22 protein-coding genes, 3 rRNA genes and 1 other RNA gene are annotated in these 24,066 nt (G+C 43.3%); 25 read left to right on the top strand and 1 reads right to left on the bottom strand.

Features of this window, described 5'->3' with window-relative positions:
* The first annotated feature begins 134 nt into the window (after nucleotides 1–134).
* The 20 genes from ffs to rsmI all read left to right on the top strand — a co-directional run bounded on the left by ffs (nucleotide 135) and on the right by rsmI (nucleotide 17,030).
* An RNA gene (gene ffs, locus A6755_RS01180) (signal recognition particle sRNA large type) lies at nucleotides 135–399 on the top strand.
* Nucleotides 400–582: 183 nt separating this feature from the next.
* On the top strand, nucleotides 583–2,271 hold the full coding sequence (gene dnaX, locus A6755_RS01175) for a DNA polymerase III subunit gamma/tau (RefSeq protein WP_063589580.1): 1,689 nt from the start codon (nucleotides 583–585) through the stop codon (nucleotides 2,269–2,271).
* A gap of 21 nt (nucleotides 2,272–2,292) precedes the next feature.
* A complete protein-coding gene (locus A6755_RS01170) occupies nucleotides 2,293–2,610 on the top strand; it encodes a YbaB/EbfC family nucleoid-associated protein (RefSeq protein ID WP_034316375.1) in 318 nt (105 codons plus the stop codon).
* 60 nt (nucleotides 2,611–2,670) lie between these two features.
* Nucleotides 2,671–3,267, top strand: a complete 597-nt coding sequence (gene recR, locus A6755_RS01165) for a recombination mediator RecR (RefSeq protein WP_034316264.1) — start codon at nucleotides 2,671–2,673, stop codon at nucleotides 3,265–3,267.
* Nucleotides 3,268–3,287: 20 nt separating this feature from the next.
* Nucleotides 3,288–3,506, top strand: coding sequence for a YaaL family protein (locus tag A6755_RS01160; RefSeq protein ID WP_034316261.1), 219 nt, complete (start codon nucleotides 3,288–3,290; stop codon nucleotides 3,504–3,506).
* 104 nt (nucleotides 3,507–3,610) lie between these two features.
* Nucleotides 3,611–3,880 carry a pro-sigmaK processing inhibitor BofA family protein gene (locus A6755_RS01155; RefSeq protein ID WP_370019689.1) on the top strand — a complete coding sequence of 90 codons (270 nt, stop codon included), beginning with the start codon at nucleotides 3,611–3,613 and terminating at the stop codon, nucleotides 3,878–3,880.
* A gap of 341 nt (nucleotides 3,881–4,221) precedes the next feature.
* Nucleotides 4,222–5,772, top strand: a 16S ribosomal RNA gene (locus tag A6755_RS01150).
* A 176-nt stretch (nucleotides 5,773–5,948) separates the two neighbouring features.
* Nucleotides 5,949–8,881: ribosomal RNA gene (locus A6755_RS01145) — 23S ribosomal RNA — on the top strand.
* Nucleotides 8,882–8,945: 64 nt separating this feature from the next.
* A 5S ribosomal RNA gene (gene rrf, locus A6755_RS01140) occupies nucleotides 8,946–9,061 on the top strand.
* Together the 16S, 23S and 5S rRNA genes form the textbook arrangement of a ribosomal RNA operon.
* 210 nt (nucleotides 9,062–9,271) lie before the next feature.
* Nucleotides 9,272–9,490, top strand: coding sequence for a sigma factor G inhibitor Gin (locus tag A6755_RS01135; protein ID WP_081088802.1), 219 nt, complete (start codon nucleotides 9,272–9,274; stop codon nucleotides 9,488–9,490).
* A 239-nt stretch (nucleotides 9,491–9,729) separates the two neighbouring features.
* Nucleotides 9,730–11,184 (top strand): aminotransferase class I/II-fold pyridoxal phosphate-dependent enzyme, encoded by a 1,455-nt coding sequence (locus A6755_RS01130; RefSeq protein WP_063589579.1) that lies wholly within the window; start codon nucleotides 9,730–9,732, stop codon nucleotides 11,182–11,184.
* A gap of 39 nt (nucleotides 11,185–11,223) precedes the next feature.
* Nucleotides 11,224–11,865, top strand: coding sequence for a dTMP kinase (gene tmk, locus A6755_RS01125; RefSeq protein WP_034316371.1), 642 nt, complete (start codon nucleotides 11,224–11,226; stop codon nucleotides 11,863–11,865).
* Nucleotides 11,866–11,950: 85 nt separating this feature from the next.
* Nucleotides 11,951–12,280, top strand: a complete 330-nt coding sequence (locus A6755_RS01120) for a cyclic di-AMP receptor DarA (RefSeq protein ID WP_034316369.1) — start codon at nucleotides 11,951–11,953, stop codon at nucleotides 12,278–12,280.
* A 24-nt stretch (nucleotides 12,281–12,304) separates the two neighbouring features.
* Nucleotides 12,305–12,745 (top strand): YaaR family protein, encoded by a 441-nt coding sequence (locus A6755_RS01115; protein ID WP_063589578.1) that lies wholly within the window; start codon nucleotides 12,305–12,307, stop codon nucleotides 12,743–12,745.
* Between the two features lie 8 nt (nucleotides 12,746–12,753).
* Entirely contained in the window at nucleotides 12,754–13,758 is a 1,005-nt protein-coding gene (holB, locus tag A6755_RS01110) for a DNA polymerase III subunit delta' (RefSeq protein WP_152608007.1), read from the top strand.
* A 1-nt stretch (nucleotide 13,759) separates the two neighbouring features.
* On the top strand, nucleotides 13,760–14,590 hold the full coding sequence (locus A6755_RS01105; RefSeq protein ID WP_034316366.1) for a PSP1 domain-containing protein: 831 nt from the start codon (nucleotides 13,760–13,762) through the stop codon (nucleotides 14,588–14,590).
* A 14-nt stretch (nucleotides 14,591–14,604) separates the two neighbouring features.
* The gene (gene yabA, locus A6755_RS01100) at nucleotides 14,605–14,979 is read left to right on the top strand and encodes a DNA replication initiation control protein YabA (protein ID WP_034316364.1); all 375 of its coding nucleotides are present in this window, start codon (nucleotides 14,605–14,607) and stop codon (nucleotides 14,977–14,979) included.
* Nucleotides 14,980–15,156: 177 nt separating this feature from the next.
* Nucleotides 15,157–15,900 (top strand): tRNA1(Val) (adenine(37)-N6)-methyltransferase, encoded by a 744-nt coding sequence (locus A6755_RS01095; RefSeq protein ID WP_063589577.1) that lies wholly within the window; start codon nucleotides 15,157–15,159, stop codon nucleotides 15,898–15,900.
* Nucleotides 15,887–16,147, top strand: a complete 261-nt coding sequence (locus A6755_RS01090; protein ID WP_063589576.1) for a GIY-YIG nuclease family protein — start codon at nucleotides 15,887–15,889, stop codon at nucleotides 16,145–16,147. Before A6755_RS01095 ends, A6755_RS01090 begins: the two co-directional genes overlap by 14 nt.
* 1 nt (nucleotide 16,148) lies before the next feature.
* Nucleotides 16,149–17,030, top strand: coding sequence for a 16S rRNA (cytidine(1402)-2'-O)-methyltransferase (gene rsmI / locus A6755_RS01085; RefSeq protein ID WP_063589575.1), 882 nt, complete (start codon nucleotides 16,149–16,151; stop codon nucleotides 17,028–17,030).
* Between the two features lie 46 nt (nucleotides 17,031–17,076).
* Here rsmI and abrB read toward each other — a convergent pair whose 3' ends face one another.
* The gene (abrB, locus tag A6755_RS01080) at nucleotides 17,077–17,361 is read right to left on the bottom strand and encodes a transition state genes transcriptional regulator AbrB (RefSeq protein ID WP_034316356.1); all 285 of its coding nucleotides are present in this window, start codon (nucleotides 17,359–17,361) and stop codon (nucleotides 17,077–17,079) included.
* A gap of 617 nt (nucleotides 17,362–17,978) precedes the next feature.
* Here abrB and metG point away from each other — a divergent pair.
* The 5 genes from metG (at nucleotide 17,979) to rsmA (ending at nucleotide 24,029) form a co-directional block, all read left to right on the top strand.
* Nucleotides 17,979–19,940, top strand: coding sequence for a methionine--tRNA ligase (metG, locus tag A6755_RS01075; protein WP_063589574.1), 1,962 nt, complete (start codon nucleotides 17,979–17,981; stop codon nucleotides 19,938–19,940).
* A gap of 209 nt (nucleotides 19,941–20,149) precedes the next feature.
* Entirely contained in the window at nucleotides 20,150–20,917 is a 768-nt protein-coding gene (locus tag A6755_RS01070) for a TatD family hydrolase (RefSeq protein WP_034316352.1), read from the top strand.
* Between the two features lie 278 nt (nucleotides 20,918–21,195).
* Nucleotides 21,196–22,350, top strand: a complete 1,155-nt coding sequence (locus A6755_RS01065; protein ID WP_244889613.1) for a G5 and 3D domain-containing protein — start codon at nucleotides 21,196–21,198, stop codon at nucleotides 22,348–22,350.
* Nucleotides 22,351–22,594: 244 nt separating this feature from the next.
* Complete coding sequence (gene rnmV, locus A6755_RS01060) at nucleotides 22,595–23,158, top strand: ribonuclease M5 (protein WP_034316348.1); 564 nt, start codon at nucleotides 22,595–22,597, stop codon at nucleotides 23,156–23,158.
* Nucleotides 23,151–24,029, top strand: coding sequence for a 16S rRNA (adenine(1518)-N(6)/adenine(1519)-N(6))-dimethyltransferase RsmA (rsmA, locus tag A6755_RS01055; RefSeq protein WP_034316346.1), 879 nt, complete (start codon nucleotides 23,151–23,153; stop codon nucleotides 24,027–24,029). The genes rnmV and rsmA overlap by 8 nt, the downstream gene beginning before the upstream one ends.
* Nucleotides 24,030–24,066 lie beyond the last annotated feature (37 nt).

Genomic DNA, 24,066 nt, shown 5'->3' with positions numbered 1-24,066 from the left:
CGTTGAAGATAGTATTTGCTTCATTTGGTAAATTTGGAATTGAACTGTCCAAGAACAACACTTGCGTTTTTTTTGTTACCTTAGTATAATGAATTATGCGTCGACATGACGCTATGAAATTGGTATTACTTTTGCCGTGCTAGACGGGGAGGTAGCGGTGCCCTGTACTCGCAATCCGCTCTAGCGAGGTTGAATCCCTTCTCGAGGTTAGCATTCTGTAGGGCCTGCCTTAAGTAAGTGGTGTTGACGCCCGGGTCCTGCGCAATGGGACTCCATGAACCATGTCAGGTCCGGAAGGAAGCAGCATTAAGTGGAAGTTCTCATGTGCCGCAGGGTTGCCTGGGCCGAGCTAACTGCTTAAGTAACGCTTATGGTTGCTAATCGACAGAAGGTGCACGGCAGTTATTTTACATAAACAAAAAACTCATTCATATCGGGTGGGTTTTTTTTTATGCCAAGAAGGTAAAGTGCTTGGTGTTTTTGAAAAAAATGAGGCAATGATGAAATTTCATTTTAGACTTTGATATTAAGGAAATCAGTAATGTATAATAAACAAGATGGAGAAAAGAAGGAGGGATTTCCGTGGGGTATCAAGCATTATACCGGGTATGGCGGCCGCAACAATTCATTGATGTAGTCGGGCAGGAACATGTGACGAAAACGTTGCAGAATGCTTTGGTCGGGCAAAAGGTTTCACATGCCTATTTATTTTCCGGTCCACGTGGAACAGGGAAAACAAGTGCTGCCAAAATTTTAGCAAAAGCAGTGAATTGTGAGCATGCCCCGACAAGTGAGCCCTGTAACGAATGTGCTACCTGCCGCGGAATCACCGATGGCTCCATATCAGATGTTATAGAAATTGATGCAGCATCCAATAATGGTGTCGAGGAAATCCGTGACATTCGTGATAAGGTCAAATATGCACCTAACGCGGTTACATATAAAGTTTACATCATTGATGAAGTACATATGCTTTCACAAGGGGCGTTCAATGCGCTTTTAAAGACATTGGAAGAACCTCCGAAGCATGTGATTTTCATATTGGCGACGACTGAGCCCCATAAGATTCCACTAACGATCATTTCCCGTTGCCAAAGGTTTGATTTTAAACGGATCCAGCCTCAAGATATAGTTGGCCGGATGTCACAAATCATTGCAGAAACAGGTGTTTCTTGTGAGGAACAAGCCCTGCATATCATTGCGAGGGCAGCCGAAGGCGGGATGCGGGATGCACTAAGCCTTCTTGATCAAGCGATATCCTTCAGTTCGGAGACGGTTTCAGTGGAAGATGCATTGACTGTCACCGGATCTGTTTCGCAAGCGTTTTTAAGCCGGCTGGCAAAAGCTATATATGATAAAGAAGTAGCGGTGGCACTTGAAGTCCTTGAAGAATTGCTGGCCATGGGAAAAGACCCGGCTAGGTTCATAGAAGACATGATTTATTACTTCCGTGACATGCTGTTGTTTCAAACGGCACCGGCACTGGCAGAATCCTTCGAGCGTGTTTTGATAGATCCCCAATTCAAGGAATTGGCAGAAGTGATTTCTTCTGAATCGATTTACTCCATAATTGAAAGCTTCAATCAAACACAGCAGGATATGAAATGGACAAATCATCCAAGGATTTTCCTTGAGGTGGCACTTGTGAAGTTATGTAATGAGCAAAGGCCAAATCAAATTGATAACGGGCAGCTTCAACAGCTGCAGCAGAAAATAGAAGATTTAGAGAAGAAATTACTCGAAATGCAGAAAAACGGCATTCCGGCAGCCATGGCAGAAAAACCTGCAGAGCAGGCTAAGGCGCAAAGGGCCGTTAAAAAGTCATATAAAGCACCTGCCGGAAAGATCAATCAAGTTTTGAAACAAGCTACAAAGCCAGGTCTTAATGCTGTGAAAAGTAAGTGGGGGGAAGTGCTTGAACAGTTAGGTCAGCAAAACCAAAAGTCATTGGCAGCTTTATTAACGGAGGCGGAACCTGTTGCTGCCTCAACTGAAGCTTTTGTGGTAAAATTCAAATATGATATTCATTGTCAAATGGCAATGGAAAATAACCGTTTCGTGGAAGTGATAGCCTCGATCATGCAGCAATTGACCGGACACCGAATGGAGATAGCTGGAGTTCCGGAAAGCCAGTGGCAAAGGTTGCGGGAGGACTTCATCTCAACACAGCAGTTCGACGGTCCAGAAGAAACGGAATCAAAAGAAGAAGACCCCTTTATAGCAGAGGCTAGAAAATTAGTCGGCGATGATTTACTTGAAATTAAAGAATAATTGGAGGTAAGGAAAATGGGTATGCGCGGCGGTAATATGCAGAACATGATGAAACAAATGCAAAAGATGCAAAAGAAGATGGCAGAGGCACAAGAAGAATTAGGTGAAAAAAGGGTTGAAGGAACTGCCGGCGGCGGAATGGTAACGGTCATCGTGACTGGACATAAAGAAATAGTCGATGTAGTCATCAAACCGGAAGTTGTCGATCCGGATGATATCGATATGCTTCAGGATTTAGTGTTGGCTGCCACTAACGATGCTTTGAAAAAGGCGGAAGAACTGACAAACCAAACGATGGGACAATTCACTAAGGGAATGAACCTTCCGGGTATGTTTTAAGCAAGTTCAAAAGAAACTTCCTTTCAGGGGGTTTCTTTTGAAATTTTTAGGAGGAATTCGATGCATTATCCAGAACCAATTTCCAAGCTCATTGACAGTTTTATGAAATTGCCGGGGATTGGTCCTAAAACGGCTGCTCGATTAGCCTTTCATGTATTAAGCATGAAGGAAGATACTGTTTTGGATTTTGCAAAAGCACTTGTTAATGCTAAGCGGAATCTCATGTATTGCTCAGTCTGTGGTCATATTACAGATCAAGATCCCTGCTATATTTGCGAAGATCAAAAGAGGGACAGAAGTTTGATCTGTGTGGTTCAGGACCCGAAAGATGTTATAGCTATGGAAAAGATGAGAGAGTTCAATGGTTTATACCATGTACTGCATGGCAGTATTTCCCCGATGGACGGAATCGGTCCGGAAGATATAAATATTCCTGATTTATTAAAGCGCCTGCAAGATGAAACAGTGCTGGAGGTAATTTTGGCTACTAATCCTAACATTGAAGGTGAAGCGACAGCCATGTATATTTCCCGGTTGCTTAGACCATCAGGCATCAAAGTGACCCGAATTGCCCACGGACTTCCTGTTGGCGGAGATTTGGAGTATGCGGATGAAGTGACGCTATCAAAAGCAATAGAAGGAAGAAGAGAAATATAAGATAGCTGGGAGGACTTCACTTGTTCTTTCGTAAAAAAAAGAAACTTCGGAATGAATTCAATGATTCATTAATCGAAGAGCTTGAACAATTGAAATGGAATTGGCATAATCAAAAATCATTACTTGAAAAAAGCGTTGATCCATCTGAGGAAGTAATCGCCCAAACGAGACTGGCGGAAGTGAAATATTTCTACTTATTCAGGGAAGTTAAAAGAAGGAATGTTCGCTTAAAAAGATGATAAGGAAATGGCTGTGAAGGATTGTTTGTTCCTCATGGCCATTTTTTTCGGTTCTTAATCCAGCGTTTCCTTCATATAAGTTTAGTACAAGCTTGCGGGGAGGAATGAGTTTGGAACCAGTTGTCTTTGTTGCCATAGTTGGCGGCTTGATTTTAATGCTCCTCATTATCGGGGCCCCATTAAGACCTGTCCGGTTCATAGGGCAGGGCATTATAAAGGTCATTATCGGTGCAGCATTTTTGTTCTTTTTGAATACACTTGGGAATCAGGCGGGCATTCATGTCCCCATCAACCCTGTTACCTCGGCAGTCGCCGGCCTGCTTGGAATACCGGGAGTTGCCGCATTGGCGGCCATTGGTTATTGGATCATTTAAAGGATAGTGCGTCGAAGTCATCTTATGAAAACCTCATGGATATCTCCTTGGGGTTTTTATCATGCTATAGTTTTTTTAAAAAAACTAATTTAACCATTGACGATTACTAAACAACCTGATAATATATTAGGAGTCGCCAATAACGACATCATACATTGCTTAACCGAAAAACAATATGAAAATAGTTGTTGACATCAGGTTTGGTAAATGATAAGATAATAAAGTCGCTTACGAAGTAACGACGATAAATCGCTCTTTGAAAACTGAACAGAACAAAGCGCCAACGTTAAATTTTAAGTGAGCACACACTATCAAAAAAGCAAATGAGCAAGTCAAACATTTCTTCGGAGAGTTTGATCCTGGCTCAGGACGAACGCTGGCGGCGTGCCTAATACATGCAAGTCGAGCGAATCGATGGGAGCTTGCTCCCTGAGATTAGCGGCGGACGGGTGAGTAACACGTGGGCAACCTGCCTATAAGACTGGGATAACTTCGGGAAACCGGAGCTAATACCGGATACGTTCTTTTCTCGCATGAGAGAAGATGGAAAGACGGTTTACGCTGTCACTTATAGATGGGCCCGCGGCGCATTAGCTAGTTGGTGAGGTAATGGCTCACCAAGGCGACGATGCGTAGCCGACCTGAGAGGGTGATCGGCCACACTGGGACTGAGACACGGCCCAGACTCCTACGGGAGGCAGCAGTAGGGAATCTTCCGCAATGGACGAAAGTCTGACGGAGCAACGCCGCGTGAACGAAGAAGGCCTTCGGGTCGTAAAGTTCTGTTGTTAGGGAAGAACAAGTACCAGAGTAACTGCTGGTACCTTGACGGTACCTAACCAGAAAGCCACGGCTAACTACGTGCCAGCAGCCGCGGTAATACGTAGGTGGCAAGCGTTGTCCGGAATTATTGGGCGTAAAGCGCGCGCAGGTGGTTCCTTAAGTCTGATGTGAAAGCCCACGGCTCAACCGTGGAGGGTCATTGGAAACTGGGGAACTTGAGTGCAGAAGAGGAAAGTGGAATTCCAAGTGTAGCGGTGAAATGCGTAGAGATTTGGAGGAACACCAGTGGCGAAGGCGACTTTCTGGTCTGTAACTGACACTGAGGCGCGAAAGCGTGGGGAGCAAACAGGATTAGATACCCTGGTAGTCCACGCCGTAAACGATGAGTGCTAAGTGTTAGAGGGTTTCCGCCCTTTAGTGCTGCAGCTAACGCATTAAGCACTCCGCCTGGGGAGTACGGCCGCAAGGCTGAAACTCAAAGGAATTGACGGGGGCCCGCACAAGCGGTGGAGCATGTGGTTTAATTCGAAGCAACGCGAAGAACCTTACCAGGTCTTGACATCCTCTGACAACCCTAGAGATAGGGCTTTCCCCTTCGGGGGACAGAGTGACAGGTGGTGCATGGTTGTCGTCAGCTCGTGTCGTGAGATGTTGGGTTAAGTCCCGCAACGAGCGCAACCCTTGATCTTAGTTGCCAGCATTCAGTTGGGCACTCTAAGGTGACTGCCGGTGACAAACCGGAGGAAGGTGGGGATGACGTCAAATCATCATGCCCCTTATGACCTGGGCTACACACGTGCTACAATGGATGGTACAAAGGGCTGCAAACCTGCGAAGGTAAGCGAATCCCATAAAGCCATTCTCAGTTCGGATTGCAGGCTGCAACTCGCCTGCATGAAGCCGGAATCGCTAGTAATCGCGGATCAGCATGCCGCGGTGAATACGTTCCCGGGCCTTGTACACACCGCCCGTCACACCACGAGAGTTTGTAACACCCGAAGTCGGTGAGGTAACCTTCATGGAGCCAGCCGCCTAAGGTGGGACAGATGATTGGGGTGAAGTCGTAACAAGGTAGCCGTATCGGAAGGTGCGGCTGGATCACCTCCTTTCTAAGGATAATTACGAGAGCGCTTTTGTTTTGTTCAGTTTTGAATGAGTAATTCATTCAAATAGGAAAGACGAACATCACGATGTGATGGATTCTTTCTGCTTTGTTCCTTGAAAACTAGATAATAGATAGAAGGCAATTAATTTTTTTCAAAGCATCTGTAAGATCTTTTTTAACGGTTAAGTTAGAAAGGGCGCACGGTGGATGCCTTGGCACTAGGAGCCGATGAAGGACGGGACTAACACCGATATGCTTCGGGGAGCTGTAAGTAAGCTTTGATCCGGAGATTTCCGAATGGGGAAACCCACTGTTCGTAATGGAACAGTATCTTTACCTGAATACATAGGGTACTGAAGGCAGACCCGGGGAACTGAAACATCTAAGTACCCGGAGGAAGAGAAAGCAAACGCGATTTCCTGAGTAGCGGCGAGCGAAACGGAATTAGCCCAAACCAAGAGGCTTGCCTCTTGGGGTTGTAGGACACTCAACATGGAGTTACAAAGGAACGGGGTAAATGAAGCGACCTGGAAAGGTCCGTCGAAGAAGGTAAAAACCCTGTAGTTGAAACTTCGTTCCCTCCTGAGTGGATCCTGAGTACGGCGGGACACGAGAAATCCCGTCGGAAGCAGGGAGGACCATCTCCCAAGGCTAAATACTCCCTAGTGACCGATAGTGAACCAGTACCGTGAGGGAAAGGTGAAAAGCACCCCGGAAGGGGAGTGAAATAGATCCTGAAACCGTGTGCCTACAAGTAGTCAAAGCCCGTTAATGGGTAATGGCGTGCCTTTTGTAGAATGAACCGGCGAGTTACGATTTCATGCGAGGTTAAGTTGATGAGACGGAGCCGCAGCGAAAGCGAGTCTGAATAGGGCGAATGAGTATGAGGTCGTAGACCCGAAACCAGGTGATCTACCCATGTCCAGGGTGAAGTTCAGGTAACACTGAATGGAGGCCCGAACCCACGCACGTTGAAAAGTGCGGGGATGAGGTGTGGGTAGCGGAGAAATTCCAATCGAACCTGGAGATAGCTGGTTCTCTCCGAAATAGCTTTAGGGCTAGCCTCAAGATGAGAGTATTGGAGGTAGAGCACTGATTGGACTAGGGGCCCCCAACGGGTTACCGAATTCAGTCAAACTCCGAATGCCAAATACTTATTCTTGGGAGTCAGACTGCGAGTGATAAGATCCGTAGTCGAAAGGGAAACAGCCCAGACCACCAGCTAAGGTCCCAAAGTATACGTTAAGTGGAAAAGGATGTGGAGTTGCTTAGACAACCAGGATGTTGGCTTAGAAGCAGCCACCATTTAAAGAGTGCGTAATAGCTCACTGGTCGAGTGACTCCGCGCCGAAAATGTACCGGGGCTAAACGTATCACCGAAGCTGTGGATTGACACCGTATGGTGTCGATGGTAGGAGAGCGTTCTAAGGGCGTTGAAGTCAGACCGGAAGGACTGGTGGAGCGCTTAGAAGTGAGAATGCCGGTATGAGTAGCGAAAGAAGGGTGAGAATCCCTTCCACCGAATGCCTAAGGTTTCCTGAGGAAGGCTCGTCCGCTCAGGGTTAGTCGGGACCTAAGCCGAGGCCGAAAGGCGTAGGCGATGGACAACAGGTTGATATTCCTGTACCACCTATACATCGTTTGAACGATGGGGGGACGCAGAAGGATAGGGTAAGCGCGCTGTTGGATATGCGCGTCCAAGCAGTTAGGCCGGAAACGAGGCAAATCCCGTTTCCATTAAGGCGGAGCTGTGATGGCGAGGGAAATATAGTACCGAAGTTCCTGATTCCACGCTGCCAAGAAAAGCCTCTAGTGAGATGTAAGGTGCCCGTACCGCAAACCGACACAGGTAGGCGAGGAGAGAATCCTAAGGTGTGCGAGAGAACTCTCGTTAAGGAACTCGGCAAAATGACCCCGTAACTTCGGGAGAAGGGGTGCTTTTTAGGGTGAATAGCCCAGAAAAGCCGCAGTGAATAGGCCCAGGCGACTGTTTAGCAAAAACACAGGTCTCTGCGAAGCCGCAAGGCGAAGTATAGGGGCTGACACCTGCCCGGTGCTGGAAGGTTAAGGGGAGAGGTTAGCGCAAGCGAAGCTTTGAACCGAAGCCCCAGTAAACGGCGGCCGTAACTATAACGGTCCTAAGGTAGCGAAATTCCTTGTCGGGTAAGTTCCGACCCGCACGAAAGGTGTAACGATCTGGGCACTGTCTCAACGAGAGACTCGGTGAAATTATAGTACCTGTGAAGATGCAGGTTACCCGCGACAGGACGGAAAGACCCCGTGGAGCTTTACTGCAGCCTGATATTGAATTTTGGTACAGCTTGTACAGGATAGGTAGGAGCCTGAGAAGCCGGAGCGCCAGCTTCGGTGGAGGCGTTGGTGGGATACTACCCTGGCTGTATTGAAATTCTAACCCGCGCCCCTTATCGGGGTGGGAGACAGTGTCAGGTGGGCAGTTTGACTGGGGCGGTCGCCTCCTAAAGAGTAACGGAGGCGCCCAAAGGTTCCCTCAGAATGGTTGGAAATCATTCGTAGAGTGTAAAGGCACAAGGGAGCTTGACTGCGAGACCTACAAGTCGAGCAGGGACGAAAGTCGGGCTTAGTGATCCGGTGGTTCCGCATGGAAGGGCCATCGCTCAACGGATAAAAGCTACCCCGGGGATAACAGGCTTATCTCCCCCAAGAGTCCACATCGACGGGGAGGTTTGGCACCTCGATGTCGGCTCATCGCATCCTGGGGCTGTAGTCGGTCCCAAGGGTTGGGCTGTTCGCCCATTAAAGCGGTACGCGAGCTGGGTTCAGAACGTCGTGAGACAGTTCGGTCCCTATCCGTCGCGGGCGCAGGAAATTTGAGAGGAGCTGTCCTTAGTACGAGAGGACCGGGATGGACGCACCGCTGGTGTACCAGTTGTCTTGCCAAAGGCATAGCTGGGTAGCTACGTGCGGACGGGATAAGTGCTGAAAGCATCTAAGCATGAAGCCCCCCTCAAGATGAGATTTCCCATGGCGCAAGCTAGTAAGATCCCTGAAAGATGATCAGGTTGATAGGTCAGAGGTGGAAGCATGGTGACATGTGGAGCTGACTGATACTAATAGATCGAGGACTTAACCAACGCTTTTTAAAAAATGAAATACCTTCTTATTATCTAGTTTTGAAGGAACAACGTTCCTTTTATGTTTGGTGGCGATAGCGAAGAGGTCACACCCGTTCCCATTCCGAACACGGCAGTTAAGCTCTTCAGCGCCGATGGTAGTTGGGGGTTTCCCCCTGTGAGAGTAGGACGCCGCCAAGCCATTTAAAAAGATCAGCCATCCGGCTGGTCTTTTTTTGCTTAATGCAAAGAAAAATCATTGGATATAAAGGGATTATCAATTATGGAAACTTTTATGAAGACATACACGTATTGAAATTCTTCATCATACATTGTTAAAAGCATCCCCGGGTTCTCTTAAACTATTTAAATCAATGTATGCGAACAATGGTTTTTGGGGAGAATGCAGGTATGGAGGTGGAGATGTTGGGGACAACAACAACCAAAACAACGGCAGGGGAAACGTGCGCGGTTTGTGAACAAGTAAAAGGGATGGGTATACATCTATATACGACATTTATTTGTGAGGAATGCGAAAGGGATATGATCGGGACGGATACGAACGATCCCAAGTACCAATATTACTTAAAGAAATTAAGAAAAATCACTAATCCTGAAATATTATCATGAAAAAATAGTTTGTGGAAAGTTAAAGAATCAGAGATAAAAGAAATGTGTGTTTCTTTAGTCTCTGATTCTTTTTTTGGTACTTTAGAAGAATGCTTGGCAACATGCTCCCATGTTTCTGTATGTTCCCTCCAAACAGGCTGTTCAGAGACGCATAATTGCCGTTCTGTCGGCGCAATATGAGATAAAATTGTACTTATTTGATAAAATGAAAAAATACTATGATATGAGGGAAGAGAAAAATGAATCAATCACAGACACCATTGTTCGATGCAATGAGTGCTTTTCATAAAAAAAGTTCCATATCCCTGCATGTCCCAGGGCATAAAAATGGATGGGTGTTTAATAAAAAGGGCCAAGCCTTATACAACCCCCTGCTTGGTATTGATGTCACGGAAATAAGCGGCTTAGATGACCTGCATGCTCCAGAGGGGCCCATTCTAATGTCCGAGCAACTACTCGCTGATCTATATGGGGTAAAGCGGAGTTATTTTCTCGTTAATGGGTCAACAGTAGGCAACATTGCGATGATTCTTGCTGCCTGCCGGGAAGGTGATAAAGTCCTTGTTCAAAGAAACTGCCATAAATCAATTTTACATGGATTGATGTTAGCGAATGTACAACCGATTTTTTTGCAACCGGATTATTATGGGAAATGGGGCATTGCCGGCGGTGTGGGATCAAATTTAATTAAAGAAGCCTTGAGTGTACATCCAGATGTAAAAGCCATCATTGTTACCTATCCTAATTATTATGGAATTGGTGAAGACTTGACGGAAATGGTAAGGCTCGCACATCAAAAGGGGATCCCTGTGCTGGTGGACGAGGCACATGGCGCTCATTTTCAGTTAGGAAGCCCGTTTCCAAAGTCGGCCATTTCGGCAGGGGCAGACGCCGTTGTCCATTCAGCGCATAAAACACTGCCGGCCATGACGATGGGGTCATTTCTTCATGTGAATTCATCCTTAATTGATGTCGATCAAGCATCATACTATTTACAAATGCTTCAGTCCAGCAGTCCATCTTACCCAATTATGGGTTCGCTCGACTTGGCAAGGGCCTACTTAGCCGCTTTTACATCAGAAGATAAAAAATTCCTTATTGAAAAGATATCGGATTTCAGAGGAGAATTAGGTGCCCTGCAAACAGTAAGGGTGCTGGAGTCGCCGCCAGGCACCTTGGCAGACCCGCTAAAAGTAGTCATTCAATCAACAAATGGTTTAAGCGGATTTGAGTTACAGCAGCTATGTGAAGCCGAAGGCATATTTACGGAGTTGGCTGATCCTAATAATTTATTAATGATTTTACCCTTATTAAAAATGGGTACCGATTTTCCTTTTCATGAAATCATACAAACTATAAAAAGTGCCACTCAAGACAGAACTGGAAACAAGGAAGCAGATCTTCGGGTCCTCTGGCCTGATGGAAGGCCAATGGCAGGGCTTGAAATGCCCTACTCTGTCATGAAGCATAGCAAAGCAAGACCTGTCGCATTACGGAAAGCAGTCGGAGAGGTATCCGCCGAGATGGTCATTCCTTATCCGCCGGGCATCCCTTTAATTATGTCCGGGGAAATGATTACTCCTGAACATATATTCAATTTGCGGAGACTGCTGGAAATGGGATCAAGGTTCCATGGTGGTTCCGCCCTTTCAAATGGAGAATTAATCGTTTATGAAAGCGGGCGGACTGGTTAAAATGATATACTACATACAAAGAACCTTGGAGGTACATCGATGAAACGTGGTATTTTTATAACAATGGAAGGGCCAGAGGGTGCCGGGAAAACAACCATTACCCAAATGCTTGGCAAGGCTCTGCAACAAGAAGGCTATCAAGTTCTATTAACCCGTGAGCCAGGGGGAGTTCCCATTTCGGAGCAAATTAGGGAAGTGATCCTTAATAAAGATAATACAGCCATGGACTCGAGGACAGAGGCTTTATTATACGCAGCAGCAAGGCGTCAGCATTTAGTGGAAGTGGTCATGCCTGAGCTGGAACGAGGGGGAATTGTCCTCTGTGACCGATTTATAGATAGTTCGTTAGCCTATCAGGGGCATGCAAGGGGTTTGGATATAGAAGAAGTTTACAATATCAATAAATTTGCAATTGGAGATATGATGCCAGATGCCACGCTCTTTTTTGATATCGACCCAGAAGAGGGATTGAGACGCATCCAGTCCAATGGGGAACGGGAAGTGAACCGGCTGGATCTTGAAGCCCTCGACTTTCATAAAAAAGTTTGTGAAGGGTATCAGTTCATTATAAATAGATGGAAAGAACGTTTCATTATCGTGGATGCAGGCCGGTCAATAGATGAAGTCTTTGAGGAAACGAAAGCCGGCCTATTGGATTTTTTAGCGAAAGCGGGAAACTGATTATATAGGTTTCCATATTATTCAACCAATACTATTTGATATAATGTAGTTAGTAAAAATTCAGAGTAACCGGAGGATGATGAGAATGAAAATGATCATTGCTGTCGTTCAAGACAAGGATAGTCATCGCCTGCTGAATCAATTAGTGGAAAATAATTTCGGAACGACCAAGCTTGCCAGCACTGGCGGGTTTTTAAAATCAGGTAATACTACTTTTATGATTGGAACAGAGGATGAACGTGTTGACCAAGCCATCCAGATCATCAAACAGAATTGTCAGTCACGATCCCAATTAGTTTCACCGGTTTCACCGATGGGCGGGAATGCCGAGTCATATGTACCATACCCAGTGGAGATTCAAGTGGGCGGTGCGACCATTTTTGTTCTGCCGGTTGAAAACTTTTTACAATTTTAACGGTTAGTTTCAGGGAGGTTCATTATGAAAATCAACCATGAAATCCCTATTAAGCCGGATAAATCGCGTCAGGATGCCAAACAATTTCAAACCGGAAATGGAAGGTTTCAACAAATGGTCCAGACACAGGATCAAAAGATGCAAATCCAAACATTAAACCGTTTGATAGGCGATATTGAAGGGGCGGGTCAGCGTTTAGTAAGGTCACGTACTTTTAGTGAATTGGCAAAATATAAAGCATTGGTGAAACGATTTGTTAAAGAAGCGGTTGAATATGGACTGGAACTGAAGCAATCAACGAGCTGGAATGAATATGGACAGAGCCGGCCATTGAAAACCGTGGAAACGATAGATGCAAAATTAGTTGAGTTAAGCGAGGAAATTCTTAATAAAGAGAAAAGTTCCCTTGAAATATTGGAAATGATTGGCGAGATTAAAGGTCTTCTGATTAATTTATATACTTAAGTGAGTTGATGGTTTTGGATAAAACATGGCAGGACATGAGTGAAATTCAGCCGCAGGTAATGACGATGCTGCAAAATAGCATAACGAAGAAAAGGGTGGCTCATGCATATTTATTTGAAGGGGAAAAAGGGACAGGCAAGCAAGAGATAAGCTATGCCTTTGCCAAAAGCTTACTATGTGAAGCCCCGACAGCAGGTTATGAGCCATGCGAACTTTGTCGGAATTGCAAACGGATTTCAAGTGGGAATCATCCAGATGTCCATTTGATAGAAAAAGACGGTCTCTCAATAAAGAAAGAGCAAATCAAGGGACTTCAGGAAGAATTTTCGAAAAAGAGCGTAGAGGCAGATCGGAAGGTTTATATGATTGCCGATGCTGACAAAATGTCGGTGGGGGCAGCCAACAGTCTATTGAAATTTTTAGAAGAACCTTCGGCTGATACTGTAGCAATATTGATGACCGAACAGCTTCAGAGGATTCTACCGACTATATTATCAAGGTGCCAAGTGATTTCGTTCAAGCCATTATCTCCGGAGAATGTGAAACGGAAGCTGATAGAACAGGAGTTAGAACCACAGCTGGCCTCAGTTATTGCCCACATCACACAGAATGTGGAAGCTGGAATCGAGCTTAGCCATGATGAATGGTTTGTACAAGCTCAAAAAATAGTGGTAAAATTATATGAAGTGTTAAAACTTAATTCCTTGAAGGCAATGCTGTACCTTCAGACGGATTGGTTCACACACTTTAAAGAAAGAGAACAGGTTGACAGAGGTCTTGATTTGTTACTTCTTATATATAAGGATTTATTATACATTCAGTTGGACAAAAAGGACTTCGTTGTGTTCCAAAATAAACTGAAGGAATTTGAAACTCACGCTCTTCATCTTTCCCCAAGACGCCTTGCTGAACATATGGGTTGCATTTTGGAAGCAAAAAGGAAGCTGATGTCCAACACGAATCCACAGCTGTTGATGGAACAGCTTGTGCTGAATTTGCAGGAGGGATCATGATTTGTATGATGTTGTAGGTGTCCGTTTTAAAAAGGCGGGCAAAATATACTACTTCGATCCGGGTGAATTCGCAATTCCTAAGGACGATTTTGTAATAGTGGAGACTGTCCGCGGTGTTGAATTCGGTAAAGTCGTTACAGCCCGTAAACAAGTAGATGAAAACGATGTTGTCCTGCCATTGAAAAAAGTACTTCGGGTCGCTGATGCAAAAGATAAGCTGATTGTAGACGAGAATAAGGCGGCTGCAGAAGAGGCTTACACTATATGTTGTCAAAAGGTTGTGGAACATAAGCTGGATATGAAGCTGGTTGATGTGTCATATACTTTCGACAGAAATAAAGTCGTGTTTTATTTTACAGCGGATGGTCGCGTGGATTTCCGTGATTTAGTCAAAGATTTAGCTGCCATATTCAGAACTCGCATAGAACTGCGCCAAATCGGGGTAAGGGATGAGGCAAAGATGCTTGGTGGCATTGGACCTTGTGGCAGAATGCTTTGTTGCTCCACATTTCTTGGAGATTTTGAACCGGTTTCCATCAAAATGGCGAAGGATCAGAATTTATCATTAAACCCTACAAAAATCTCAGGTTTATGCGGTCGATTGATGTGCTGTCTGAAATATGAAAATGATGAGTATGAAAGTGCGAAGGAAATGCTTCCTGATTTAGGTGAAATGATTAATACGCCTGGTGGCAAAGGCAAGGTAGTGGGGCTTAATATTCTAGAACGCGTACTTCAGATTGAACTAATCGAGCAAGAAAGAGTATTAGAGTATACTCTAGATGAGATTCTAAAAGAGGGAGCCGTTTCTATTCAAGCCACAGATTATTAAGGTGGTGGGAGAGCGTGGATAAGAAAAATATTTTTGATTCGGTGACCAATATGGAAACCCAGATAGGCCAATTATATAAGCAGCTTGGAGAATTGAAGCAGAACTTAGCTGAAATCCTTGAGGAAAATCAGTCGGTCAAGCTGGAAAATGAGCATTTGCGCCATCGGTTGGGCCTTGTGGAAGTCGAAAGTGCGCCTGCTGCAGTTAAGGTCAAACAAAAAGTGAAAAACCGTACTCCAAGTGCGGAAAAGGTTATGGATATCGGGGAAGGCTATGATAACTTAGCCCGTATCTATCAAGAAGGCTTTCATATTTGCAATCTGCATTTTGGCAGTTTACGAAAAGAAGGGGATTGCCTGTTCTGTTTATCTTTTTTAAACAAGAAGTGATAATGGATAATATAAAAGATGTTCCATCTCTTTTACGTGATAGATAGACCGTTTACAATATATAGTGATTCGGGGTCTGACGCATACTATGAGTCAGGCCCCTTTTTGTACGACAGTAACTTAGAAGCATGGTCCCTAAACATGCTTTTTCCATACATGATTAGGAGGGTAACAGCAATGGTAGAACTTAATGGAGATGAGCGCCTGGATTATCTTTTGGCTGAGAATTTAAGGATCATCCAGAGCCCATCGGTGTTCTCTTTTTCATTAGATGCCGTTTTATTATCAAGGTTTGTGAATGTACCGATCCAAAAAGGGAAAATCGTCGATCTTTGCTCAGGCAATGGGGTCATACCTTTGCTGCTGAGTACAAGAACAAAAGGGACAATTACCGGTGTAGAAATTCAAGAGCGGTTATATGACATGGCCCAGAGGAGCATGGACTATAATGGCGTGACCTCCCAAATCGAGATGATTCATGGAGATATAAAAGAAATTCCAAAGCAGATAGGGTATAGCAAATATGATGTCGTTACTTGCAATCCACCCTATTTCCCGACGCCATCCATCGAGGAAATTAACAAAAATGAGCACTTTGCAATTGCCCGACATGAAATCATGTGTAATCTTGAGGATGTCATGCGTGTTTCAAGCCAATTGCTGCGTCAAGGTGGGAAAGCCGCATTCGTTCATAGACCGGGCCGTCTGATGGATATCCTGCATTTCATGAGGATGTACAGAATTGAACCGAAGCGACTGCAATTCGTTTATCCTAAGAGTTCAAAAGAAGCGAATACGATTCTTATAGAAGGGATAAAGGACGGCAACCCTGATTTGAAGATTCTTCCCCCGCTTGTTGTATATAATGATCAAAATGAGTATAATCCCGAAATCAGAAAGATTCTATATGGAGAGGAATAAGCATTATTTTTATGTTTTAAAGTGCAGGGACGGCAGTTATTATGCTGGGTATACCAATGATTTGCACCGCAGGATTGATGTTCATAATCAAGGCAGGGGCGCTAAGTATACACGTGGCCGGATACCGGTTGAACTGATTTATCATGAAATATTCGAAACACGGACATTGGCCATGCAGGCTGAATATAAATTTAAGCAATTAACAAGAAAACAAAAGGAAAAGTGGATGGCAAAGGAGGATACATGATATGTGGCAGCAAAAGAGTTTTGAAAAAGAAGGATTGGAGCCGGCTCTATATCTGGTTCCTACACCGATAGGAAACCTTGAGGATATGAGTTTCCGGGCTTTAAGGATCTTAAAGGAAGCGGATGTCATTGCTGCTGAGGACACGCGAAATACGAAGAAATTATGCAACTACTTTGAAATTTCGACACCTATCGTCAGCTACCATGAACATAATAAGGAATATAGCGGGAAGCAAATGCTTGAGAGGCTTCGATCTGGAGAGGTCATCGCATTGGTAAGTGATGCTGGCTTGCCGACGATATCCGACCCGGGATATGAACTGGTCAAAGATGCCATTGCCGAACAGTTTAAAGTCATTCCGTTGCCGGGGGCAAATGCTGCATTAACTGCATTGATCGCTTCTGGACTGGTTCCCCAGCCTTTTTACTTCTATGGTTTTTTACAAAGGGGAGCAAAAGAAAAAAAGCAGGAACTGGAAAAATTAAAAAAAATGGAATCAACTTGGATCATTTATGAATCGCCACATCGATTGAAAGAAACATTGAAACATATGCATGAAATTTTAGGTGACCGTCGTATAGTATTATGCCGGGAATTAACCAAGAAATTTGAAGAGTTCATTCGAGGGACTGTGAGTGAGGCCTTGACATGGGCGGTGGAATCCGAAATTCGCGGCGAGTTCTGTCTAATAATAGAAGGCGGGCAATGGTCGGAGGATGAATCGGAAGAAGCTTGGTGGATGGCCCTAGATATCGTCGGTCATGTTAATCATTATATAGAATCCAAGCAGTTCACTTCAAAGGACGCAATCAAGCAGGTCGCAAAAGATCGCAATATGCAAAAACGCGATGTATATCAAGCGTTTCACATTGATATACAATAATAATAAGCATAAAAAAACTTCCGAAGAACGGAAGTTTTTTTATCATTTATTTAGAAGCAGTGAAGCTTTGTTGAATTTCTTGAATAAGTAATTCTGCACCTTCACGACTAAGAATCAATTTACCATTGGCAAGTGTAAGGTTGTTGTCGGAAACTTCACCTGTAACTTGGCAAGTCATGTTTGGTTTGTATTTTTTCAAGATGATGCGCTCATCATCCACATAGATTTCAAGAGCGTCTTTCTCAGCGATACCCAATGTACGACGAAGTTCGATTGGAATAACCACCCGGCCTAACTCATCAACTTTACGAACAATACCTGTAGATTTCATTTAAAAAATTCTCCTCTCAGTTACAATCTAGTACCCTATTTCTATTTTTTTCGTCATTATTCGACAAATTTTTTTATAAATTTATAATACCAGCCATTCCCAAATTCGTCAATGATTTATTTTCATTTTTTTGTAAGAAATAGCAGGCGCCATTTCGTGTGACAAAATGGCTTTTAAAGAGAAAAAATCGGTTATGCCTTTAAAGTAAAGAAATGCAGGATACAAAGAACTGCTCACTTCACCACATTTCGACAAAGTATGCATATGAAAACATACTTCCCTATTATATGATTAAATATATTTTAGTTTCAAAACAAAAGTTCTGAATTAAGGATAATTTTCTGAAAAAGTTTGCGAATATGTGAGTTGTTGCACAAAAAAAGAAATTTAGGTATATTTTGTTGAGGTAAGAGGTAATGCTGACAGAAGGGAAGTACCCTTATTTTTAAGTTGAGTCTATTTATTATTTTTTTATTCTATTAACATGATGATTAGATTAGTGATTATTGTCGCACAGAATTGTATATAGCGTTAAAATAGAGATAATAGCTTAAATATATTCTTATGGCTTGGGCCAGTCCCATAGCCGGTTTTTCAAATGATGAGGAGGGAACGAAGTGCAAGATAAATTAAAAACATTCTATATCACGACACCCATATATTATCCGAGTGGCAATTTACATATAGGGCACGCGTATACGACAGTGGCTGGGGATGCCATGGCTCGTTATAAAAGGATGCGTGGCTTCGATGTCATGTATTTAACAGGAACTGATGAACATGGTCAAAAAATCCAGCGTAAAGCGGCTGAGGAAGGAATCACTCCACAGCAATATGTAGATAATATCGTATCAGGGATCAAAGAACTCTGGGAAAAGCTTGATATTTCATATGATGATTTCATCAGGACGACGGAAGATCGCCATAAAGAGGTCGTAGCCAAGATTTTCAAAAGGTTATTGGACCAGGGTGATATATATTTAGACCAATATGAAGGATTATATTGTACACCTTGCGAATCTTTCTTCACGGAACGTCAAGTCGAAGAGAGCAATGGAAACTGTCCTGATTGCGGCAGGCCTGTTGAAAAGGTGAAAGAGGAATCTTATTTCTTTAAGATGAGTAAATATGCGGATCGGTTACTTAAGTTTTATGAGGAAAACCCGGATTTCATTCAGCCGGAATCCCGCAAAAACGAAATGATCAATAACTTCATCAAGCCTGGATTGGAAGATCTGGCCGTTTCACGTACTACTTTCGATTGGGGCATCAAGGTGCCGGGAGATCCAAAGCATGTCATTTATGTATGGATTGATGCTTTGACCAATTATATAACGGCATTAGGGTATGGAACGGACAATGATTCTAAATACTTGAATTATTGGCCGGCCGATGTACACCTGGTCGGAAAGGAAATCGTTCGTTTCCATACAATTTATTGGCCGATCATGTTAATGGCTCTTGACGTGCCGCTTCCAAAGAAAGTCTTCGCACACGGATGGCTTCTCATGAAAGATGGTAAAATGTCCAAATCAAAAGGAAATGTAGTGGATCCCGTTACATTGATCGATCGTTACGGTTTGGATTCTTTACGCTACTATTTATTGCGTGAAGTACCATTTGGTTCCGATGGGGTATTTACACCGGAAGGGTTTGTGGAACGGATCAATTTTGATCTGGCCAATGATTTAGGGAATTTATTAAATCGAACAGTTGCAATGGTCAATAAATATTTTGATGGTGTGATTCCAAATTACGAAGGATCCAATGGCGAATTCGAAAAAGCTTTGCTTGAAATGAACCAAGAAACGGTTGGCAAGTATGAGGAAGCAATGGAAAATATGGAATTTTCAGTTGCACTGACATCCATTTGGCAACTCGTGAGCAGAACTAATAAATTCATTGATGAGACCCAGCCATGGACTCTTGCTAAAGATGAATCAAAGAAACAAGACCTTGCCAGTGTCATGGTTCATTTGGCGGAATCATTACGCAGGACGGCAATCCTTTTGAAACCGTTCTTGACGCAAACACCGGAAAAGATCTTTGCTCAGCTTAGCATCAAAGATGATGTGTTGAAATCCTGGGACAGTTTAGCGGAGTTCGGTCAAATTCCTGCTGAAACAAAAGTCTTGAAGGGAGACCCGATCTTCCCTCGTTTGGATATGGAAGAGGAAGTTTTATATATTAAAGAACAAATGCAGGGGGATGTCCCTAAGGCCGAGGAAAAAGTGGAAGAGACGATTCCCGAGGTTGATGAAATCACTATTGATGACTTTACAAAAGTGGAGCTGCGTGTTGCTGAGGTAATGGCAGTTGAGCCTGTAAAGAAGGCGGATAAGCTTCTTAAACTTCAGCTTGATTTGGGTTATGAGAAACGGCAAGTCGTATCAGGCATTGCACAGCACTATAAACCAGAAGATTTAGTAGGCAAAAAAGTGATATGTGTCACGAATTTGAAACCAGTTAAACTTCGTGGCGAGCTCTCTCAAGGAATGATTTTGGCGGGAAGCCAGGATGATGTGCTCTCAGTCGCTACAATAGATTCATCGATTCCAAATGGTTCAAAGGTGAAATAAACGGATGAAAACATAAAGGTGTTTCATATGAAACATTTTTATGTTTTTTTCTTTATGCTTTTGGAAAAAGTAACGTAATATAGGTTTAGTTTTTGGTTCTACATTTATTAATTGGGCATACAGCCTCATTTGTAATCTGTTTGTTACCTAAATGTGAAACATAAAACTTTCATTTTTTTATAAAATAGTGCTAGAAAGGAAGAAAAATAATGCTATTTGACACACATGTACATGTTAATGCGGAACAATTCAACGAGGATCTCGAAGACGTAATAGAAAGAGCTAAGGAAGCAGGGGTCGATAATATGGTAGTCGTTGGTTTTGACCGGCCTACCATTATAAGGGCAATGGAATTAATAGAAACTTATGATTTCATGTATGCCGCAGTCGGATGGCATCCTGTGGATGCTATAGATATGACAGAAGACGACTTACAATGGATCGAGGAATTATCCAATCATCCAAAGGTTGTGGCCATTGGGGAGATGGGCCTGGATTATCATTGGGATAAATCTCCGAAAGATGTTCAAATGGAGGTGTTCAGGAAGCAGATTCGATTGGCCAAAAAGGTGGGGCTGCCCATTATCATCCATAATCGGGAAGCGACTGCGGATATCGTGAACATACTGAAGGAAGAAGAGGCATCAAGGGTTGGGGGCATCATGCATTGCTTTAGCGGAAGTGCGGAAACGGCTTTGGAGTGCATCAATATGAATTTTTATATTTCATTGGGAGGCCCTGTGACCTTCAAGAATGCAAAAAAACCTAAGGAAGTGGCAGCAGCCGTACCTTTAGACCGTTTACTGATTGAGACCGATTGTCCATATTTGGCTCCACATCCATATAGAGGGAAGCGTAATGAACCTTCATATGTGAAACTTGTCGCTGAACAAATTGCAGAAATCAAACAACTTACAATAGAGGAAGTTTCCCAGGCAACAACGGAAAATGCCAAGAAATTATTCGGCATTAACTGACATTTTTTTTTACAATATCTCCCGGGGTTTGCTAGCTAAAATCGATTTTTTTGAGGTTTCTACAAATTTCACTCCAACTATAGGCTTATTATGTCGAGAATTCGACCTTTCCTTTTTAATATGGAATATGCATAATAGGTAGTAATTTCCTGAATGAGAAGTGAATGGGTTGACAGCTTGATAACTAAGTCTATATAATCACCGGGAGGAAGGAGGAGTTTTTCATTCTATTAAAAACTATGAAAAACCTTATTCCCAAACCTTTTGGGAAGAAGAGAATGGCAATGGCCATTTGCAGTGCTATTCTTGTTTCTACAGCATTGGGAATACTTATATATCAAGGAACAAAGGATACAGTAACAATCATGCTAGATGGAAAAAAAGAGGTAGTGCGTACACACGCGGCTACTGTAAATGATATGTTGGAAGATTTAGAGATTAAGGTTCAAGCCGCAGATTATGTCCACCCATCAAGAGCCACAAAGGTTGATGATGATTTGGAGGTGGTTTGGAAGCCTGCACAAAAAATCGTCATGGTACAGGATGGTAAGAAGAAGGAAGTCTGGTCCACCGCAGATACGGTAGATGAACTTTTAAAAGACCAAAATCTAAGGGTGAAGGAACAGGATAAGATCACCCCTTCAAAAAGTACGAAGCTGAAAGCGAATATGGAAGTTGCCATAGACAAAGCCTTTTCACTGAAATTAGTGGTGGGTGGAGACGAAAAGCAGGTATGGTCAACTTCGACTACTGTCGCTGACTTTTTAAAGCAACAAGGAGTAAAACTCAATGATTTGGATCGAGTTGAGCCAGAATTAACGGAAAAAGTTAAAGCTGAGAATACGGTAAACGTAGTTCGAATTGAAAAAGTCACCGATGTAGTGGAAGAACCAGTTGACTTTGCTGTCATAACTAAAAAAGATGACTCCTTATCAAAAGGGAAAGAGAAAATTGTCAAAGAAGGAAAAGATGGACTCGTTTCCAAGAAATATGAAGTTGTTAAAGAAAATGGCAAAGAGGTCAAAAGAGAATTACTTTCAGAAAAAGTAGTTAATAAAAAGCAGGATAAAGTTGTAACGGTCGGAACTCGAACGACGGTTGCGCAGGCATCACGGGGAGTAACTAACGTTAGTTCCTCAAGTGGAAAGGAAATATACGTATCTTCAACAGCTTATACTGCCAGTTGTAAGGGCTGTTCCGGAGTCACGTCCACAGGAGTAGATCTAAAGAGTAATCCGGGTGCGAAAATCATTGCTGTCGATCCAAGCGTAATTCCCATGGGGTCGAAAGTATATGTAGAGGGATATGGCTATGCTGTAGCAGCTGATAAAGGCGGAGCAATAAAGGGAAATAGGATTGACGTCTTCTTTTCTTCAAAAAATGATGCCTATCGCTGGGGTGTAAAGAGAGTAAAGATTCGCGTATTGGACTAATAAGGTTTCTCTCGCAGGAGATGAATTCGTCTCCTGTTTTTTGCGTTTTATTTTCCATTTGTTGAAAAACCCCATGTAAAACTGTTTTAATAAGATAGACGTCTCACCATTTCATAAGATTTGAATTATGCGTGTAAACTTTCATAAATGATCTTCTCTACCTAAAAAAGTTTTTTACGGGGGACCGGTTACGTTTATCCAAGAGCTAATCAAAGCGCTTGCGCTTTTCTGTATGGAGGAAACCATGAAAAAGATTAAAGAAATTATTATTGTAGAAGGAAAAGACGATACGGTGGCGATAAAAAGGGCTGTTAATGCTGATACAATAGAAACCAACGGATCAGCGGTGAATGAGTCCTGTATTGAACAGGTGAGGCTTGCACAAAAGACACGTGGAGCCATCATTTTCACTGACCCTGATTTTCCTGGTCAAAAAATCAGGAATATCATTTCAGAACAAGTAAAAGGGTGTAAACACGCCTTTTTAACGAAGAAGGAAGCCCTTCCTAAGTCAGGTAGAGGAATTGGTGTGGAACATGCTTCTCCTGAGGCAATTCGTAATGCTTTAAAGGATGCCCAAATAATGGATGAAGAGGCTTCAGAAGAGATTTCACAGCAGGATTTAATAGATGCAGGTTTAATCGGGGGATCCGGTGCCAAGGAACGAAGGGAAAAACTTGGATCTATATTAAAAATCGGGTTTACTAATGGTAAACAGTTATATAAGAGACTAAAAATGTTCCAAATATCAACTGAGGCTTTTGAAAAAGCGATGGTACAGATAATTCAGGAGGAAAAAAATGAATAAGGATATTGCAACCCCTGTCAGAACGAAAGAAATATTAAAGAAGTACGGATTCTCCTTTAAAAAAAGCTTAGGCCAAAACTTTTTAATCGATACGAATATCTTGAAACGTATTGTCGAACATGCCAATTTGACAGAGGAAAGCGGCGCCATCGAAATTGGGCCGGGAATCGGGGCATTGACGGAACAACTGGCGAAAAGCAGCAAAAAGGTTGCGGCCTTTGAGATTGATCAGCGTCTACTGCCCATTTTATCGGATACACTGTCTCCCTATAACAATGTAAACATCATTCACGGGGATGTTCTTAAGGCTGATGTCAAGAAGGTCATCGAGGATGAATTTGCCGGATTCTCGGACTTGATGGTTGTTGCAAACCTGCCATACTATGTCACGACACCGATCATTTTAAAGCTATTGTCCGAGGACTTGCCCATTAGAGGCATCGTGTGCATGCTGCAAAAAGAAGTGGCTGACCGAATTGCCGCAAAACCTGGGACAAAGGAATATGGTTCTTTATCCATTGCCATTCAATATTATACAGAAGCCGAAACAGTGATGATCGTACCAAAAACGGTATTCATGCCTCAGCCTAATGTTGATTCAGCTGTAATCCGCCTTACTAGGCGTGTGAAGCCAATCGTCGAGGTCCTGGATGAGGATTTCTTATTCACTGTGACCCGGGCATGCTTTGCACAGCGTCGGAAAACGATTTTAAATAACTTAACCAGTCAGATGCCAGATGGTAAATCAAAAAAGGAACACATACTTGCCGCTCTCGAAGCCGCGGAAGTGGATCCTTCCAGACGCGGCGAAACATTGAGCATCAAAGAATTTGGCCGCTTAAGTGATGCGTTATTGCCGAACTTCAAATAAAGAAAATGTGAAAGATTCAAGTCGGAATGGGGTTACG

Source organism: Peribacillus frigoritolerans (genome assembly GCF_001636405.1).
GTDB lineage: Bacteria > Bacillota > Bacilli > Bacillales > DSM-1321 > Peribacillus > Peribacillus frigoritolerans.
The sequence above is the reverse complement of the archived record's forward strand: the minus strand, read 5'-3'. Positions and strand labels throughout refer to the sequence as shown.